This is a genomic window from Shimia sp. R10_1 (genome assembly GCF_017744095.1).
In the GTDB taxonomy this organism is placed as follows: Bacteria; Pseudomonadota; Alphaproteobacteria; order Rhodobacterales; family Rhodobacteraceae; genus Shimia.
This window is the reverse complement of the sequence record NZ_JAGHQX010000004.1, coordinates 79,595-96,960: the sequence shown is the minus strand read 5'-3', so window position 1 is coordinate 96,960 and position 17,366 is coordinate 79,595. Positions and strand designations below refer to the sequence as shown.

Annotated in this window: 15 protein-coding genes and 1 pseudogene; 7 read left to right on the top strand and 9 right to left on the bottom strand. The window is 55.7% G+C overall.

The features are described 5' to 3' along the window. Positions 1–32: 32 nt before the first annotated feature. The 3 genes and pseudogenes from J7413_RS09365 to J7413_RS09355 all read left to right on the top strand — a co-directional run. Complete coding sequence (locus J7413_RS09365) at positions 33–1,139, top strand: extracellular solute-binding protein (protein ID WP_209097818.1); 1,107 nt, start codon at positions 33–35, stop codon at positions 1,137–1,139. Between the two features lie 139 nt (positions 1,140–1,278). Further along, the gene (locus tag J7413_RS09360) at positions 1,279–2,553 is read left to right on the top strand and encodes an ABC transporter permease (RefSeq protein ID WP_209097817.1); all 1,275 of its coding nucleotides are present in this window, start codon (positions 1,279–1,281) and stop codon (positions 2,551–2,553) included. Positions 2,554–2,567: 14 nt separating this feature from the next. After that, positions 2,568–3,413: pseudogene (locus J7413_RS09355) on the top strand (ABC transporter permease); the annotation flags it as partial. A gap of 72 nt (positions 3,414–3,485) precedes the next feature. On the opposite strand, the gene J7413_RS09350 reads toward J7413_RS09355, so the two are convergent. Both J7413_RS09350 and J7413_RS09345 read right to left on the bottom strand, forming a co-directional pair. Next, on the bottom strand, positions 3,486–4,757 hold the full coding sequence (locus J7413_RS09350; RefSeq protein WP_247743433.1) for a lytic murein transglycosylase: 1,272 nt from the start codon (positions 4,755–4,757) through the stop codon (positions 3,486–3,488). A gap of 85 nt (positions 4,758–4,842) precedes the next feature. Continuing rightward, positions 4,843–5,535, bottom strand: coding sequence for a YafY family protein (locus J7413_RS09345; protein ID WP_209097815.1), 693 nt, complete (start codon positions 5,533–5,535; stop codon positions 4,843–4,845). A gap of 83 nt (positions 5,536–5,618) precedes the next feature. On the opposite strand from J7413_RS09345, the gene J7413_RS09340 reads away from it, so the two are divergent. Continuing rightward, the gene (locus J7413_RS09340) at positions 5,619–6,353 is read left to right on the top strand and encodes a glutathione S-transferase family protein (protein ID WP_209097814.1); all 735 of its coding nucleotides are present in this window, start codon (positions 5,619–5,621) and stop codon (positions 6,351–6,353) included. On the opposite strand, the gene rnr is transcribed toward J7413_RS09340, so the two are convergent. The 3 genes from rnr to dapE form a co-directional block, all read right to left on the bottom strand. Continuing rightward, positions 6,334–8,595, bottom strand: coding sequence for a ribonuclease R (gene rnr, locus J7413_RS09335; protein WP_209097813.1), 2,262 nt, complete (start codon positions 8,593–8,595; stop codon positions 6,334–6,336). The genes J7413_RS09340 and rnr overlap by 20 nt on opposite strands. A gap of 112 nt (positions 8,596–8,707) precedes the next feature. Further along, positions 8,708–9,265, bottom strand: a complete 558-nt coding sequence (locus J7413_RS09330; RefSeq protein WP_209098040.1) for a TIGR04282 family arsenosugar biosynthesis glycosyltransferase — start codon at positions 9,263–9,265, stop codon at positions 8,708–8,710. A 34-nt stretch (positions 9,266–9,299) separates the two neighbouring features. Further along, positions 9,300–10,445 (bottom strand): succinyl-diaminopimelate desuccinylase, encoded by a 1,146-nt coding sequence (dapE, locus tag J7413_RS09325; protein ID WP_209097812.1) that lies wholly within the window; start codon positions 10,443–10,445, stop codon positions 9,300–9,302. A 289-nt stretch (positions 10,446–10,734) separates the two neighbouring features. On the opposite strand from dapE, the gene J7413_RS09320 reads away from it, so the two are divergent. Together J7413_RS09320 and J7413_RS09315 are read left to right on the top strand one after the other, a co-directional pair. Further along, positions 10,735–12,300 (top strand): Hint domain-containing protein, encoded by a 1,566-nt coding sequence (locus J7413_RS09320; RefSeq protein WP_247743432.1) that lies wholly within the window; start codon positions 10,735–10,737, stop codon positions 12,298–12,300. A 134-nt stretch (positions 12,301–12,434) separates the two neighbouring features. Further along, on the top strand, positions 12,435–13,469 hold the full coding sequence (locus tag J7413_RS09315) for a Hint domain-containing protein (protein WP_209097811.1): 1,035 nt from the start codon (positions 12,435–12,437) through the stop codon (positions 13,467–13,469). A gap of 17 nt (positions 13,470–13,486) precedes the next feature. On the opposite strand, the gene J7413_RS09310 is transcribed toward J7413_RS09315, so the two are convergent. From J7413_RS09310 to J7413_RS09300, 3 genes are all read right to left on the bottom strand, one after another. Beyond that, entirely contained in the window at positions 13,487–13,852 is a 366-nt protein-coding gene (locus J7413_RS09310; protein WP_209097810.1) for a hypothetical protein, read from the bottom strand. A gap of 260 nt (positions 13,853–14,112) precedes the next feature. Beyond that, entirely contained in the window at positions 14,113–14,940 is an 828-nt protein-coding gene (gene dapD / locus J7413_RS09305) for a 2,3,4,5-tetrahydropyridine-2,6-dicarboxylate N-succinyltransferase (protein ID WP_209097809.1), read from the bottom strand. 78 nt (positions 14,941–15,018) lie between these two features. Continuing rightward, on the bottom strand, positions 15,019–15,942 hold the full coding sequence (locus J7413_RS09300) for a threonine/serine dehydratase (protein WP_209097808.1): 924 nt from the start codon (positions 15,940–15,942) through the stop codon (positions 15,019–15,021). Between the two features lie 76 nt (positions 15,943–16,018). Between J7413_RS09300 and J7413_RS09295 the strand changes: the two genes are divergently transcribed. Next, positions 16,019–16,852, top strand: coding sequence for a TIGR00730 family Rossman fold protein (locus J7413_RS09295; RefSeq protein ID WP_209097807.1), 834 nt, complete (start codon positions 16,019–16,021; stop codon positions 16,850–16,852). A 67-nt stretch (positions 16,853–16,919) separates the two neighbouring features. Here J7413_RS09295 and J7413_RS09290 read toward each other — a convergent pair whose 3' ends face one another. Next, entirely contained in the window at positions 16,920–17,309 is a 390-nt protein-coding gene (locus tag J7413_RS09290) for a phage holin family protein (RefSeq protein WP_209097806.1), read from the bottom strand. Positions 17,310–17,366 lie beyond the last annotated feature (57 nt).

Below are 17,366 nucleotides of genomic sequence, written 5' to 3'. Positions count from 1 at the left end.
ATTAAAGAAAACCAACAAGGAGAGAGTGTTCTATGAAACTCACCAAACTTGCAGCACTGGCGGCAACGACCGCACTTTGCGCCCCGGCAGCATTTGCCCAGGAAATGGCAAATGAAATGACCCTGGTGTCTTGGGGCGGTGCTTACCAGTCCAGCCAGATCAAAGCCTATGTAGAGCCCTATCTGGAAATGCACCCAGAAGTGAAAGTCACCTGGGATGAAAGCTCTGCCGAAGCGGTGGCCAAACTGCGCGCCATGAACGAAGCAGGCAACGTCACCTGGGATCTGGTCGACGTTGTGGCCTCTGACTCGATGCGTCTGTGCGACGAAGGTCTCGCTGTAGAGATTGACCCATCGGCCGATCTTGCAGCTGCGCCTGATGGCACCTCTGCCGAAGACGACTTTGGTGATCTGCTCGTGTCTGAGTGTTTTGTCCCTCAGATCGTTTACTCCACCACCTTCGGCTACCGCACAGACCTGGTGGGTGACACAGCGCCAACGTCTGTTTGTGATGTGTTCGACTTGGAGGCGTATCCAGGCAAGCGTTCCTTGCAGAAACGCCCAATCGACAACATGGAATGGGCGCTGTTCTGTGACGGTGTGGCCAAAGAAGACATCTATGACACGCTGGGCACCGACGAAGGTGTGAGCCAGGCGCTGGCCAAGCTCGACACCATCAAGGATCAGGTTGTCTGGTGGACCGCAGGTGCAGAAACCCCACAGCTGCTGGCAGACGGCGAAGTTGTGATGGGCTCCACCTTCAACGGCCGCCTGTTCTCTGCCATCGCAGAGCAGAACCAGCCAATTGGCATGCTCTGGGACATGCAGTCCTTTGACCTGGACGGTTGGATTGTTCCAGAAGGCCTGCCAGCAGACCGCAAAGCGCGTGTGATGGACTTCCTGAAGTTCGCCACCGACACCCAGCGTCTGGCCGATCAGGCGAAGTACATCTCCTACGGTCCGGCCCGCGCCTCTTCTGCGCCGCTGGTTGGCACTCACGCTGAACTGGGCATCGACATGGCACCACACATGCCAACCGATCCGGCCAACGCAACCAACGTACACATCTATGACTACGAATGGTGGGCCGACAACCGCGATGACCTGAACGCGAAATTCGAAGCGTGGCTGGCGAAATAATCCCAGCCTAAGCTGACAAAATTTAGGAAGGGGCCACAGCTGGCCCCCTCCTCCAAAATAAGAACAACCTAAAAATAGGTGTTCGTCTGCGCCAAAGCAGACTTGCAACGCACAAACGGCAATAGCCGACAGGGATACTATGAGCGATATGACCGATACCGCCGGCCCGGTTCTGGCCGCAGACGGGACGCCCCTCAAGCGCAGTCTCGCGCGGGCACTCCGGCGACAGAAACTCCGGGCGCTGCTGCTGATCGCCCCTCTGCTGATCTTCATTCTCGTGAGCTTCATCCTGCCTGTGGTGGATATGCTCTATCGCTCGGTACAGAATGGCATCGTGACCAACACGCTTCCCCGCACGGTGGAAGCCCTCGCTGATTGGGACGCAAGCACAGGCGAGTTGCCCGATGAGGTGGTCTATGCCGCTTTGGCCGCCGATCTCAAAGAAGCCGCCGAAGCCAAGATCCACACCAAGGTCGGCACGCGGCTGAACTATGAAAACCCCGGCATGTCTTCCATGTTCCGCAAGACCGGCCGGAAAGCCAAGAAATTTGATCTTGAAGCAGGCGGCCCTTGGAAAGAAGAGCTGATCGACATCAACAAGGGCTGGGGCGAGCACGACAATTGGCGCACAATCCAGACCTATTCCCCCACCATCACATCCGGCTACTTCCTCAATGCTGTTGATATGCGGGTCGGTACGGACGGTCCTGAAATGCGGCCGGAAGATGAGCAGATCTACATGAAGCTGTTGGGCCGCACCCTCTGGATGTCGCTGGCGATCACATCTTGCTGTATCCTGTTGGCCTATCCGGTGGCGTGGCTTTTGGCCAACCTCCCTGCGCGCAAGGCCAACATCTTGATGATCCTGGTGTTGCTGCCGTTCTGGACATCGCTTCTGGTGCGGACCTCCGCCTGGAAAATCCTGCTGCAACAACAGGGGGTGATCAACGACATCCTGGTCTATGTTGGACTTGTGGCCGATGACAGCCGCCTTGTGATCATCAACAACCAGTTCGGCACCATCGTGGCCATGACCCACATCCTGCTGCCGTTCATGATCCTGCCGATGTATTCCGTGATGCAAACCATCAACCCGTCCTATCTGCGCGCGGCCAAATCTCTGGGCGCAACTGATTGGACAGCTTTCTGGCGGGTCTATTTCCCGCAGACCGTGCCGGGTATTGGCGCCGGGTCGATCCTCGTGTTCATCCTTGCCATCGGCTATTACATCACGCCTGCGCTTGTGGGCGGCACCAAAGGCACTTTCATCTCCAACCAGATTGCCTTCCACATCTCGACCTCGCTCAACTGGGGTCTTGCCTCAGCGCTTGGGGCCATCCTTCTGGCGGTCGTTCTGGTGCTCTATTGGGCCTATGACAAGATCGTCGGCATCGACAACGTGAAGCTGGGGTAACGGACATGAGCGCACTTCCACCATATGCAACCACCGGCCAGCGTGCCTGGTATTACTCTTTCCGTGTCATCTGTGGCCTGATCTTTTTCTTCCTGATCGCGCCCATCATGGTGGTGATCCCCCTGAGCTTTAACGCACAGGACTTCTTCACCTTCACCAAGGAAATGCTGAGCTTTGATCCAGAAGGCTATTCGCTCAAACACTATCGGGATTTCTTCGGCAATCCCGACTGGCAAGATGCCCTCTGGAACTCGGTGAAAATCGCACCAGCGGCCACGTTGATCTCTGTGTCGCTGGGCACATTGGCCGCCATCGGCCTCAGCCAACCGCATGTGCCTTTCCGCCGCGCCATCATGGCCACGATGATCTCTCCGATGATCGTGCCCCTGATTATCTCTGCAGCCGGCATGTATTTCTTCTACTCTCGGATGGGGCTTGCAGGCACCTACTGGGGTGTGGTTCTGGCGCACGCAGCGCTTGGAATTCCCTTTGTGATCATCACCGTGACCGCAACGCTGGTTGGCTTTGACCATTCTCTTACTCGTGCTGCGGCCAGCATGGGCGCCAACCCTGTCACCACATTCTATCGCATACAGATGCCTCTGATCCTGCCCGGCGTGATCTCCGGCGCGCTGTTTGCCTTCATCACTTCTTTTGACGAGGTTGTGGTGGTGATCTTTGTGGGCTCAGCCAAGCAACAGACCTTGCCATGGCAGATGTTCACCGGCCTGCGCGAACAAATCAGCCCGACCATTCTGGCCGTGGCGACCATCTTGGTTGCGATCTCTATCGCGCTTTTGACCACGGTGGAGCTTCTGCGCCGGCGTTCAGAGCGCCTGCGGGGCATGTCGCCCTCCTAAACGGTAGACAAAGCAGATAAAGAAGGCGGCCTCTGGGATCAGAGGCCGCCTTTTTCTTAGGATTGGGAGAGATCAGCGCAGCGTTTTAAGCAGTGTCAGAGACGCATATCCATCTGGGTCAAGCCCAACCGAATCCTGATACTTACGCACCGCTTCAATGGTCAATGGGCCGATCTTTCCGTCTATCTTTTGTGTATCAAATCCCGCCTTAGAAAGACGTTGCTGCAACTCTTTTCGTTCATTGAAAGTCAGAGCGCGATCTTCGCGCGGCCACTTTCCGAGAATGGGGGGGCCGCCCTGAATGCGATCGCTCAGATGCCCGACCCCGATCACATACGCATCAGCGGTATTGTAGCGTTCAATCACGGCGAAATTTTCGAAGATAAGAAAGGCAGCGCCCTTTCCGCCTGCAGGCAGTAGCAGAGAAGCCTTACCGTGATTTTGAACCGACCGACCCTGCATATCAACCACACCAAGGCGCGCCCATTCTGAGGGCTGCTTCTGAATCTGACGGCTGGCAAGGGCGTAATCAAAATCACGCGGAATCTTCACCTCTACCCCCCAGGGCTGTCCCGACACCCAGCCAGATCTGTTGAGATAAGCAGCCGTAGAGGCAAGAGCATCCGTGGGATCGTCTGACCAAATGTCACGCTTGCCATCGCCAGTGAAATCCACCGCAAATGTCTGATAGGAAGTCGGGATAAACTGCGTGTGCCCCATAGCCCCCGCCCAACTTCCAGTCATGTTCTGTGCAGAAACATCGCCGTTTTGCAGAATCGTCAAGGCTGCCGTCAGCTGCTGTTCAAAGAACTCACCTCGGCGACCGTCATAAGCAAGCGTGGCCAAGGCTTCGATGATCGGCGTTTTACCACGATAGGTGCCATAATTGCTTTCCAGCCCCCAGACCGCGACAACCACCTCTTTGTCCACGCCATACCGCGCTTCGATGCGCTGAAGTGTATCGCTGTATTCGCGCAAGGCTGCTTTGCCATTTTTCACGCGCGCATCCGAAACCGCACTGTCGAGATATTCCCAAATGGTTTTGGTGAACTCACTTTGGTTGCGATCTCTTTTGATCACGTCTGCGTTGTACTGAACTCCAGAAAACGCCTGATCAAAAACAGCCGCACTGATCCCGGCACGAACCGCTCGGCTGCGATAGCTGTTCAGCCAACGGGAAAATCCTTTGTCGCTGACTGAAACAGATACAGTGTTTGATGCAGCAAGGTTGGGCTCAACTGTGCGCAGAACGGGGCGGAGAGAATGCGAGGGTGGATTTGCCCAAGCCGCTGTCGCCATTGCAGCGCAGATCATTCCGATTGCCCATCGTTTTTTTGCCAACATGGCACCGCTCCTCGCCTGTTTTCCAAAGTGTACAGCGCTGCGGCAAAACAACAAAGCGCGCAACAGAACAAGCGCGAGGATTTGCCTATCTGGTATTTTCTGTGTGCAAACGCTGCTTAAATTCCCGCAACATCGGGATACGATTTGGCCGAAATGAACGCTCAGTTACCAACAGGTTGGACATGCGATCCAAACGAAACGCACGGAAATCATTCCGCAGATGACAGAAAGCCAACAGACAATGTGCGGTTTTCATGAAGACAATCGAAAGAGGATCAGCGGTGCGTGTTGTGTAAGCACCCTGTGCGTCGGCATAGTCAAACCCCACCGTCCGCTCTTCCCAGGCTGCCTGTCGCAACACACTTGCGTCAATGCCCGGCGCAGGCGGTTTTTCAAACCGACGTGCCGATAAAACTGCGTGTTGAAGGCGATGAGATTGGCCCTCTGGAAGCCGAGACTTCAGTTTGTTGAGAGCTGACCGTGCAGCGGCCGCAAGTGCGGGATCACCAACTTCTCTCACTTCGTTTAAACCGACCACCAAGGCTTCGATTTCTTCTGGCAAGAACCCGAGAGGGGGCAGCGTGGCATCTTCTACCAGCGTGAAGCCAAACCCAGCCTCGCCATCAATCACAGCCCCCAGCGCACGCAGACTGTCGATATCACGATAGATGGTGCGCTCTGAAACACCCGTTTCCTGCGCAAGGATGTGTGCTGTGGCGGGTGACGGCAAATCCCGTAAGGCTTGCATGAGTTGGAACAGTCGATCGGTACGGCTCATAATTTCTGATACTGCACCCAACTGACAAAAACTGACAAGAGGCCCGGTTACTCCTTGCACAGCATTTGACCAAGGAGAAAGACATGCACCTCGTTATGTTCCCCGGCGATACCGCCATGCCAACTTATTCGCCATTTTGTCTGAAAGCCCTGTGCCTGTTGGAAATGGCTGGAGAAGACTGGCAACCCGAGTACACAACCGACGTAACCGAGGGGCCGCTCGGGAAGCTGCCTTTCTTGCGATATGAGGAGCGTCTGATCCCGGATAGCTCCAACATTGAGGATTTTCTGACAGAGCGCGGCGCTGACTTTTACCCAGGTTTGTCACACACACAGATCTGCCAAGCGCATGCACTGAAGTCGATGGTTGAACATAGCCTTGTTCTGGGCATGGTGCATGATCGCTGGTTGCATCCAGACGTTTGGCCAATCATGCGAGAAGCCTTCTTTGCCGAAGCGCCAAGCGATTTGAGAGACACGCTCGCAGATCAAGCACAAGAAAGCGTGCGGTCGGCGCTTATGGCGCAGGGCATTGCACGTTTCTCTGCCGAAGACAGACAGGCGCGATTTGACAAGGATCTTGCCGCACTGGACGCAACACTGGGGGGGCAGCCTTTTCTGTTTGGCGCACATCCCACAGCAGCGGACGCCACGATTGCGCCGGTTCTGGACATGATCCAACGCCTGCCCGCGGACACGGATTTGCGCCGTGCGGTGATGGCTAACACCCGTTTCAAACCCTATGTTGATCGGGTGCGCGCCAGCATCTACCCAGACATGTCACGCCACCGTCCGGTGCTCACTTCCGCCGCCGAGTGACCTTGCGTTTGGTCTTGGCCGCCTTGTGCTTTGCCTTGGCGGCCTTGCGCCGTGGTGGACCACCGCGCCGGTTTTTTCCGCCACGTCCCGCACGTTTCACCAATTCGCCATCCAGCGAAATCAGTTCCAGTGCGATGCCCCCTGTCACTGGGGCAGCTTCGGTTAAACGTGTGGTTACGCGCTGGCCCAGACCAATCACGATCCCCGTATCAGAGCCAGTCAGCGTATTGGTTTCCGCATCAAAATGGAAATATTCCCGCCCTAGCTCACGCATGGGGATCAGACCATCGGCGCCGGTTTCATCGAGTTTCACAAAGACGCCAAAACGTGCAATTCCGCTGATCCGGCCAGTGAACTCATTGCCGATCCGCTCTGACATATAGGCGGCGAGATATCGATCCGTGGTGTCACGCTCCGCCAGCATGGAGCGGCGCTCGGTGTCGGAAATATGGGTTGCCGTGTTTTCAAGCCGCTCGATGGTTTCCGGCGTCAGGCCATCATCCCCCCAGCCATGCGCGGAGATCAGCGCCCGGTGCACGATCAGATCGGCATAACGCCGGATCGGCGAGGTGAAATGGGCATAGGCCCGCAGCGCTAGGCCAAAGTGACCAAAGTTCTGTGGGGTATAATAGGCCTGCGTCATCGACCGCAGCGTGGACAGGTTGATCAGCTCAGCCTGTTCCGTACCTGCTGCAGCGTCGAGGAGTTGGTTCAGATGCCGGGTCTGCAGCACTTGCCCTTTTGCCAGCGTAAGTCCGGCCGCTTGCGCCGTGTCGCGCAATGAATTGAGTTTTTCGGGGCTTGGCTCTTCGTGCACGCGGAATAGAAGTGGAGAGGCCTTCGCAATCAACGTTTCGGCGGCGCAGACATTGGCAAGCACCATGAACTCTTCGATCAGCTTATGGGCGTCAAAGCGATCCCGGAAATTTACCGAAAGCACATCGCCTTTGTCAGACAGCTCGATCTTGCGCTCTGGCAGATCCAGCGCCAGAGGCTGGCGCGCCTCGCGCGCTTTGGTGAGCGCAGCATAAGCGGCATATAGCGGGGTGATCACGCTTTCCATAAGGGGTGCGCAACGCTCATTTGGATGCCCATCTTGGGCCTGCTGCACCTCGCCATAATGCAGCGACGCCACGGAGCGGATCATCGCTCGACAGAAACGATGGCCGATCTTTTTGCCATGCGCGTCAATCTGAATACGCAGCGCAATAACGGCGCGAGGCACACCTTCGTGCAGAGAGCAAAGATCCCCAGACAGGCGATCGGGCAACATTGGCACCACGCGATCGGGGAAATAGGAGGAGTTGCCACGTTTACGCGCTTCGCGATCCAGCGCAGTGTCTGGCGTCACGTATTGCGCCACATCGGCAATCGCCACCCACAGCACATGTCCACCCGCGTTTTTGGGATCGTCATCCGCATGGGCCCAACAGGCATCATCGTGATCGCGTGCATCGGCAGGGTCAATCGTGACAAATGGCATATCGCGCAAATCATCACGTTTCCCAAGCGGGGCAGGTTTGGCTTTATCCGCCTCCGCAACGACGTCATCAGGAAAGGTGTCAGGGATCCCATGCTGATGGATGGCGATCAGAGAAACAGATTTGGGCGCGCTTGGATCACCAAGACGGCTGACAATACGTGCGCGAGGCAAGCCAAGGCGCCCCCGTGGGCCAATCTGTTCCGCCTCAACAAGCTCGCCTTCTTTTGCGCCCGCCGCTTGATCACTGGCAACGGACCACTCTTTGCCGTCCCCCTTATCAATTGGGACAATACGCCCGCCTTCAGCGGTCTTGCGGAAAACCCCCAAGACACGGCGCGGATTGGTGCCGATCCGGCGAATGAGCCGGGCTTCATATTGGAAACTCTCTTCGGATACCTCAGTCAAACGACCCAAGATACGATCCCCCTGCCCCAGAGCAGGGTCGGACGCACGCGGGAGCACCAACACGATAGGTGCCTCTCCCTCGCCATGCCATTCCAATGGCCGGGCAAAGAGATCTCCGTCATCATTGGGGCCTGTAATTTGCAACACGGAAACCGGGGGCAACGTATCGGGATCACGATAGGTCTTGCGCCGTTTTTGCAGGTGACCCTCTGCTTCAAGCTCTTTCAGAAGCCGCTTCAGATCAATACGCGCAGCACCTTTGATGCCAAAGGCTTTGGCGATGTCACGTTTAGAGGTGAGGGTCGGGTTTTCGGAAATCCACTCAAGAACTTCCTCTTTGGAGGGCATAGGCATGACGCTGGCCTAACACGGCCGGGCGGAGAGGTCTACGCGAAGAAATCAAAGGCTCAGCCCCCTCCTGGGCCTGCGGCTCCGTTCATCGCCGGGATACTTGCAGAGTGAGAAACTACACGCGCGCCAGATCTGCGGCTGTGTCCACATCCGCAAGCGTCGCAACCGTGTCAATCTTCGCATCCGGCAGTGTTGCACGGCTGTCGGCCAATGCGTGTTCGGTTGACCAGCGTACATTTTCAAACAGCGACGGAGGCGGCGGCGCATTGCGCTTCAAGCCAACCAGCCAAAAGCCGCCATCCGGCGCTGGCCCGAAAACCGCATCATGATTGCCCAGCGCACGAAACGCCTCATTGATACGCGCTGGCGTGATCCCCGGAATGTCAGCGCCGATGATACAAACAGGTCCAGGAGGCATGGAATAAAACTGGCGCGCCATACGCGCGCCGAGATCGCCTTGACCCTGAGGGATGCGGGGAAGGTGGCTCGGCCAAACACGAGAGGTCAGCCCAGCGCGATCTGGCGCCACGGCAAGGAGGAGATCCCAGCGTGGATCTTCCAGTCGCTTCAAGAGGGCCGAAGATTGGTGCCGGAACCACCATGCAGAGGCTGTCATACCGATGTCGCGGCCCAAGCGCGTTTTCACGCGGCCAGGCTTTGGCTCTTTGAGCATCACAATGAGGCGCTGGTGCCAAACTGGGCCAGTTTTAGCTGAAGTAGTCACGCAAAATCCGGCTATAGATGTCTTTGAGTTGATGGATCTGTGCAACCGGCACCTGCTCGTCCACCTGATGCATGGTTTTGCCAACAAGACCAAATTCGACCACTGGGCAATGGTGCTGTACGAAACGAGCATCTGATGTGCCCCCGGATGTAGACAGCTCTGGCTTGCGCCCTGTTTCCGCCTCTACCGCTGCAGCGACCAGATCAGACAAGGGGCCGGGAGGTGTGATAAAGCTCTCACCTGATACTTTCACATCCATATCAATACCAACACCAGTCTGATCCGACAGTTGGTCCGCTGTTTGCCGCATCCATTCCGTCAAAGAAGCGCCAGAGTGCGCATCATTGAAACGGATATTGAGTGTCGCGCGGCATTCTGCAGGAATCACATTGGTCGCCGGGTTGCCTGTATCCATCGTGACAACGGCGAGCGTGGAGGCATCAAAATGGTCTGTTCCGTCATCAAGGGTGTGGCTTGCGAATTGATCCATAAGCCGTGCCATCACAGGCACCGGATTGTTGGCGCGATGCGGATAGGCGGAATGACCTTGAACACCGGTGAAAGTGAAATACGCGGTGAGCGAGCCACGTCGACCGATTTTCATCATCTCCCCCATCTCATTGGGGCAGGTGGGTTCACCAACCAAACAAACCGCCATTTGCTCATTTTCTTGGTCCATATACTCCAAGAGCGCGGTGGTGCCATCTAAGGCGTCGCCCTCTTCATCACCCGTGATGGTCAGGACAATGGCACCGTCTGGAGGCGTGTTGGTGACAAAATCGATGGCGGCTGCGGCAAAGGCCGCGACACCTGATTTCATATCTGTGGCGCCGCGACCAAAAAGGATGCCGTCTTTTTCTTCTGCACCAAATGGATCTACAGACCATGCGGCTTCGTCCCCAACCGGCACAACATCGGTGTGCCCGTTAAAGCCGAAGGTTTGAGCATGACCTTTTTCTCCCCATCGGGCGAATAGATTGCTGATCCCGCCGCGATCAACCCGGGTGCAGCTAAACCCGGCATCAGACAACAACGCTTCCAAAAGCACCAATGCGCCCCCTTCCTCCGGCGTTACCGAGGGGCACCGAATCAGATCGGCGGTCAGTTTGGCAGCGTCTATCGCGGTCATTTGAGCTTCCTTTGTTGCTTTCTCCGACTTGTCGCACAGGCAGCAAGGACCGGAAAGCCACATTTTGGTCACAAATTAGCGGGGAGCACCACCAGACACTTAACAAACCGTAAATTATGCAGTTACCTGAAAGATAACAAAAAATCGACCGAGGCAGGTCACCAGCAGTTCGGCGCAAAGCCACCCTCATTGAAAATCAACACAAAGTTGAAACATGAGGATTTACAATCACCCGGAGCCATCCGGGCGCTGATGTGTGGCATGTCTGTGCGAAGCAGGGACAAGCGACATGCCAAAATTGCCAATAAACACGGGCGCATCTGCACTTGATATGGCTCAGACCATCTTTGGTGATGATGTCACGATTGAATCAGCATCGTACAGTGGACAAGGCTCTTCTTCAGGGATCTACTCTGATGGCGACGCCATTTCGGGCGGTGTTACGCCAAGCGACACCGGAGTGATCCTCTCGACCGGTCGGGCGAGCAACTTTACCAACAGGTTTGGTGCATTCAACCAGCGCGGCAACCGCTCCAGCGATACAAACGGCGAAGACAACAACCCTGAGTTCAATGCGATTGCAGGCGCTTCGACATTTGATGCCGCCTATCTGGACGTCTCTTTTACCGCAACTGAAGCAAGCCAAATGACCATGCAGTTTGTCTTTGCTTCTGAGGAATATCCCGAGTTCACAAACTCAGTATATCAAGACTTTGTCGCTGTTTCTGTCAACGGCACCTATGTTCCTTTGGCGATTGGCGATGGGGACGTTGACCCGCGCAACATCAACAGCGGCAGCAATGAAAGTCTGTTTGTCGACAACACCGGCAGCACCTTCAACACGGAGATGGATGGGTTTACCCAGACCATGACCCTAAAGTTCAACATCACGCCCGGTTTGAACACCATTCGCATCGTAATTGCAGATGTATCTGACAGCAGCTATGACAGCTCGCTTTTGATTGCAGCAGACTCGCTTCAGACTTCGCTGATTGCCAATGCTGACACGGTGAACCTGCCGATTGACGGAACGCGCACCGTCGATGTTTTGGCCAATGATGTGAACAACACCGGCAATTCACTCACCATCACGCATATCTCAGGGCAGCCTGTTTCAGCAGGCAGCACCATCACTTTGCCGAGTGGACAGAAGATACTCGTCAACGCAGATGGAACCCTGACACTTGAAGGCGACGGTGAAGAGGAACAGGTCAACTTTTCCTACACAGTGGACGATGGCAACGGCACCACAGACGTGGGGTTTGTAACCGTCAATCAGGCTCCCTGTTTTACAGCTGGCACCTTTATCCGCACTCCGCAAGGGGACGTACCCGTTGAGTGCCTTAAGGTAGGTGACGCCGTTGAAACACTGGACAATGGGGCGCAACCCATTCGCTGGATCGGGCGCCGCGAAGTCCTGGCGGAAGGGAATTTGGCGCCCATTCACATTGCGGCAAACACCTTTGGAAAACACCGCAGCCTTAAGCTGTCGCCGCTGCACCGCGTTCTAATGCAGAACGCCTGGGCCGAGCTACTGTTTGGAGAAGAGCAGGTTTTGGTGGCTGCGCGCGATTTGGTAAACGATCACTCAGTGCGGCGCGTGCCTGGGGGCACCGTGGAATACGTGCATATCCTTTTTGATGAACATCAGATCGTTTTTTCGGAAAACCTTCCGACAGAAAGTTTTTTGCCGGGACCACAAACTGCTTCGAGTTTTGAGGCCGAAATCGTGGATGAGATTTGCACGATTTTTCCGGAAATCGATCGGGAGTCTGGCGAAGGCTATGGCCCAATGGCACGACGTGGACTGCGCAGCTATGAGGCGGCTGCCATGGCCCATTTGGCAGCGGAGTGAGCCAACATGCGACAAGAGTGGCAAACTTCGGCACACCAGCCGCATTTTGAAAGGGCTGCTAGATGAGTTGGGTCAGCCTCCTTGATCACAGTCGTGCGCTGTATAGTCGCGCTGGCCTCGCAAAGTCCCATCAAATGGCCAGCGCCAGCGCAACTTTATCTGCAAAAAGTGTTGAACTGGAAATGCCAAGAGGCAGCTTGGTCCTTGAGATGCAGAGCGCGGAGTGTGAGCAACCACAAACCATGTTTGCGCTTCGTACGGGTGAGTCCAACGGCCTTCAAGTATCACTGCAGGCCGTTCCGGGCGGTGGCGTGATCCTAGTGATCAATCGTGGGCAGCACACTTGCCATGCAGCAATCAATCTAGACACACTCGGGCGATCAGACGTTCTGCGCATCACCTACTCCTGGGATCTCAAAGCAAGGCTTGGGCGTCTTTCCGTAGAGCAACCGGGAACTTTTCGAATGGCCCAGCGCGCGATCAGTACACCTGTCGGTTTGCGACATAGCGATTTGCAGATCTGCACCAAACACCCCGAAACACACGTTTTGGCGGAGGAGGTCTCTTATGTTGCGGTGTCCGACCGCATTGAGCCGATCGGACCAATGCCGAGCCTGTCCCTTCAAACCCCTGTAATGACAGATCGCGGCTACCGCTCGGCTGGTAGTCTCAAGCGCGGCGACGTTGTTAAAACCGCAACTGGTATGCTCGTTCCTGTGCTCGCAAACATCATACGCACTGTCCCGGCGGCAGGTCTTTTCGCGCCCGTCAGACTCCGCGCACCATTTTTGGGGCTGAGCCAAGACATTGTGACCAGTCACACCCAAAATCTCGTGCTTGGAGGAAGCCGCGTAGAATACATGTTCGGCACCGAGCATGTGCTGATCCCGGCAGGGCATCTGCTTCATGGGAACGCAGCAACACACCTGCCTGAAGTTCCATTGGCGACATACTGCCAGCTTCTGTTGCCAAACCATGATGCAGTTATGGTTGCTGATACTTTCCTTGAAAGCTTGGATATTGGTCGCATTCGCCGAAAGCCTGACCTTCTGAAAGCCAGCATGCTTTCTGCTTACCCAAAAGCGAAGCTGCCAGAACATTCGCAGTCGGCCTATCCTGTGCTGCGAGAATTTGATGCACTTACTTTAGCAGAACAGCGCGCAGCATAGAAAAAGACGGTTCAGAACTAGTGCTCTGTCCCCTCTCCCTCACTTTCTTCACCATGAAAGAACGGAGTCATCTGGGCCACCACAACAGAGTTCTCTTCTAGCGCACGCTGCATCAGTCCGCGCTCATGACCGTCAATTTCATGCCCTTGAGCTTCGCGCTCTTCAACCGTTCCATAGCCTGTAACATCCAGAGGGTTGAGATCGGCTTGTTTCAGAATTGCGACGGTTTCACGGACCGCCTCAGCCTCGTCGATGCCGCTGGCATAAATCATCAGCGCGCCGCCTGTCGCATCTTCAGGCAATCCATCCCCGTCCTTGCGACCAACCTGAACCAACAGGGTATAGACTTGTTGCCGCGTTTTCTTTTTCTTGTCCTGGGTCATGACGTCGCCTTCTCTGCTTGGTCCGGCCTTAGCCTGACCCTGTGCAGCCGGTCAACCGCTCAGCCAGCTTTAACGCGCATCTATAGCCCTCTGTTACGGGTATTTGAGCGGTCAAAGCGGCTTTAAGCGCTGATGCGTGGCTAAAATCCATTGGCAGCTTTGCTCAGTGACCGAAAGAAACCTAGGCAACACCCACAACAAAAAAGGCGCTCGAACCTTCGAGCGCCTTTTGAGTTTTTAAGATCCAAGCACAGTGCCACTTAGTCGCGAAGCAACTCATTGATGCCCGTTTTGGAACGCGTTTTCTCATCAACGCGCTTCACGATCACCGCGCAATACAGGCTCACGCCGTTTTTGGAGGGCATAGAACCTGCTACAACCACCGAATAAGGGGGCACTTCGCCATACATCACTTCGCCAGTTTCGCGATCCACAATTTTGGTGGACTGGCCGATGAAGACACCCATGCCCAGTACTGAGCCTTCGCGTACAATACAGCCTTCGACAACCTCAGAGCGTGCGCCGATGAAGCAGTTGTCTTCGATGATGGTTGGGCCTGCCTGCATTGGCTCCAGTACGCCGCCGATACCAACGCCACCGGAAAGGTGCACGTTTTTGCCGATCTGCGCGCAGGATCCAACGGTGGCCCAAGTATCAACCATAGTGCCTTCGTCAACATAGGCGCCCAGGTTCACAAAAGACGGCATCAGCACCACACCTGGCGCGATATAAGCAGATTTGCGCACAACGCAGTTGGGAACAGCACGGAAGCCAGCCGCCTGCCATTGGGTTTCGCCCCAGCCTTTGAACTTGCTGTCGACTTTGTCCCACCAACCGGAACCTTGTGGGCCACCCTCTTGCAGCTCCATGTCTTTGATGCGGAACCCCAGCAGGACAGCTTTCTTAGCCCATTGGTTCACATGCCAGTCACCGCTTTCCAGCTTTTCCGCGACGCGCAGACTGCCGCTGTCCAGCGCATTCAACGTGTCTTCGATGGCTTCGCGGGTTTCGCCAGTGGTGGCAGAGGTGATTGTGTCGCGCGCATCCCATGCGGCTTCGATGGCTTGTTCCAGTTGGGCATTGGACATGTCTTTAGGCTCCGGGTGTCTTGAGTTCACATTTACTTAACGAGATCGGAGGCAGCCGTCACCTCCTCTTTGCGACCATTATTGCATCGGATCGGGCGCGATATTGGCACCACAGAGCAGCACCGCCACTTTTTCGCCTGGTGCAGGCACGTAGGCGCCTGACATGAGTGCCGCGAGCGCGGTGGCTCCGGCAGGCTCAACAAGCTGGCGGCGCTCCTGCCAGAGCGCTCTCTGCGCGCGTGTGATGGCCTCATCCGTGACCAGAACAGACTCTGTACCGGTTGAAACCGCCAAATCATAGCAAATCTGGCCAATACGTTTGGCGCCCAGTGCGTTTGCTGCAACGCCCGACACATCCACATCAACCGGCGCACTAGAAGCGATGGCGGCATTGAGCGCGCAAGAGGTTTCAGGCTCCACCGCGATCACCCGACGGCGCCCGTCAAACCACGCCATGGCACCGGCAATCAGACCGCCCCCTCCGACGGCAATCAGCACTGTGTCAGCCTCAAGCCCCTGCTCTTCCCACTCCAGCGCCACCGTGCCTTGCCCAGCAACTGTCCCCGAAGCATCATAGGCATGGATCTGCATGGCACCTGTCTCCGTTTCGTAGGCGAGCGCCTGCTCCAAAGCGTCCGAATACGCCCCAGGCACAACCACCAAATCCGCCCCGGCTTCACGAATGAGGGACACTTTGGCCGGGCCAGCCATCTCTGGAACATAGATACGTGCCTTGTGCCCAAGCTGATGAGCCGCATAGGCCACGGCTGCTCCGTGATTTCCACCTGAGGCCGCCACCAACCCGGCAGTGGGGACCTTTTGGGACAGCAATGTGTTAAAGGCCCCGCGTGCTTTGAAGGTGCCCGTGTGCTGGATATGCTCCAACTTCAATTCAATGCTATGATCGGCGCCAAAAGAGCGGTCCACCTTCATCACAGGTGTGCGCACAACATGCCCTTGTATGCGCGCCGCAGCAGCTTTGATTTCAGCAGTCCAATCCATTTTAGCGTCCCTGTTACTGGCTTTGTTAACGCGAACCCTATAGGTCTGAGATACACGCGCAAGTAAGGACCGACACATGCACGACGATCGCCCCCATCCCCTTTCCGATGCACATTCAGATCGTGAAACGGCCGCTCATGTTCCTGATACACCGCAAACCCGTGCCCCTTCTTATAGGTTGGCATTTGCAGATGAAGATTTCCTCTGCCGGGACGAGTTACGCCCTGTTCGCCTGCAGCTCGAATTGCTGAAGCCAGAGCTGGCGCTTGATGCGCATGGGATCGAAAGCACGGTTGTTCTATTTGGGGGTGCCCGCATTCCAGAACCTGCAAAAAAAGACACCGCGCGCACGCAGACGCTGGCGGATTTGTCCTCCTTTTATGACGAAGCGCGCAAATTCGCAGAAATCGTGACCAAGGCCAGCGACGGACGCAAAAACGTGATTGTGACGGGTGGTGGCCCGGGCGTTATGGAAGCGGGCAACCGCGGCGCAATGGATGCGGGCGGGCGTTCGATTGGTCTCAACATAGTGTTGCCACATGAGCAGGCGCCAAACGAATATGTGTCACCCGATCTGTGCTTCAACTTCCACTATTTCGCGATCCGCAAGATGCATTTCCTGATGCGCGCCCGTGCGATCTGTGTCTTCCCGGGTGGATTTGGTACACTGGATGAATTGTTTGAAGCGCTTACGCTTATCCAGACTGGTCGCATGCAACGCGTTCCATTCCTGCTGTTTGGTCGTGCGTTCTGGGAAAAAATCATCAATTGGGACGCGTTGTCAGACGCGGGCACCATCTCTGCCGATGATCTTGAGCTTTTTCAGTTTGTAGAAACCGCAGAAGAAGCTGTGGATGTGCTCAACAACTGGAAAGACTACTCCAGAAGAGATCAAATTCCGGGTCGCTGAAATAAAAGCAAAAGGCGCAGCGTCATACGCGGTGCGCCTCACCAATGATTTTAGAACGTTGATCCGGTTACGGCTTGGGCTTTGGTTGCGCCAAAGATGGGAAAAGATATTTCGGCAACAGAACGCCCGCCACCAACGCACCAAGCCAGACAATCAATGTCGCCGCCAAAAGGTTGGCGACGCCCCCGATTGCAAAATCACTCACCAAGAGTTCTGTGATCAACAGGCCTGCGAAAGTGACAACCAGAGAGATCCCGCCAAGCAATTCGGGGATCTTCTTTTCGGAAACCTTCCGAATGATTGGCAGCAGCACAACCGACACAACTGTGAACACCAGAACCACAATAACGCCGCCAAGCAAACCAATCGAAAAGCCCGGCAATAAAAGGCTTGCCAACACCAATCCAATGGCATTGGCAATCAGATGGGCGGCGGAAGACAAAACAAACTTTGGCATAGGATGCCTCTCCAAATAGAAATCGTCCTAAGGTTAGCGAATTTCTTTTGTCGATCC

Coding starts and splice junctions, on each gene's coding strand:
- J7413_RS09365 (WP_209097818.1), top strand. CDS start 33: ATGAAACTCACCAAACTTGCAGCACTGGCGGCAACGACCGCACTTTGC.
- J7413_RS09360 (WP_209097817.1), top strand. CDS start 1,279: ATGAGCGATATGACCGATACCGCCGGCCCGGTTCTGGCCGCAGACGGG.
- J7413_RS09350 (WP_247743433.1), bottom strand. CDS start 4,757: ATGTTGGCAAAAAAACGATGGGCAATCGGAATGATCTGCGCTGCAATG.
- J7413_RS09345 (WP_209097815.1), bottom strand. CDS start 5,535: ATGAGCCGTACCGATCGACTGTTCCAACTCATGCAAGCCTTACGGGAT.
- J7413_RS09340 (WP_209097814.1), top strand. CDS start 5,619: ATGCACCTCGTTATGTTCCCCGGCGATACCGCCATGCCAACTTATTCG.
- rnr (WP_209097813.1), bottom strand. CDS start 8,595: ATGCCTATGCCCTCCAAAGAGGAAGTTCTTGAGTGGATTTCCGAAAAC.
- J7413_RS09330 (WP_209098040.1), bottom strand. CDS start 9,265: ATGCTCAAAGAGCCAAAGCCTGGCCGCGTGAAAACGCGCTTGGGCCGC.
- dapE (WP_209097812.1), bottom strand. CDS start 10,445: ATGACCGCGATAGACGCTGCCAAACTGACCGCCGATCTGATTCGGTGC.
- J7413_RS09320 (WP_247743432.1), top strand. CDS start 10,735: ATGCCAAAATTGCCAATAAACACGGGCGCATCTGCACTTGATATGGCT.
- J7413_RS09315 (WP_209097811.1), top strand. CDS start 12,435: ATGGCCAGCGCCAGCGCAACTTTATCTGCAAAAAGTGTTGAACTGGAA.
- J7413_RS09310 (WP_209097810.1), bottom strand. CDS start 13,852: ATGACCCAGGACAAGAAAAAGAAAACGCGGCAACAAGTCTATACCCTG.
- dapD (WP_209097809.1), bottom strand. CDS start 14,940: ATGTCCAATGCCCAACTGGAACAAGCCATCGAAGCCGCATGGGATGCG.
- J7413_RS09300 (WP_209097808.1), bottom strand. CDS start 15,942: ATGGATTGGACTGCTGAAATCAAAGCTGCTGCGGCGCGCATACAAGGG.
- J7413_RS09295 (WP_209097807.1), top strand. CDS start 16,019: ATGCACGACGATCGCCCCCATCCCCTTTCCGATGCACATTCAGATCGT.
- J7413_RS09290 (WP_209097806.1), bottom strand. CDS start 17,309: ATGCCAAAGTTTGTTTTGTCTTCCGCCGCCCATCTGATTGCCAATGCC.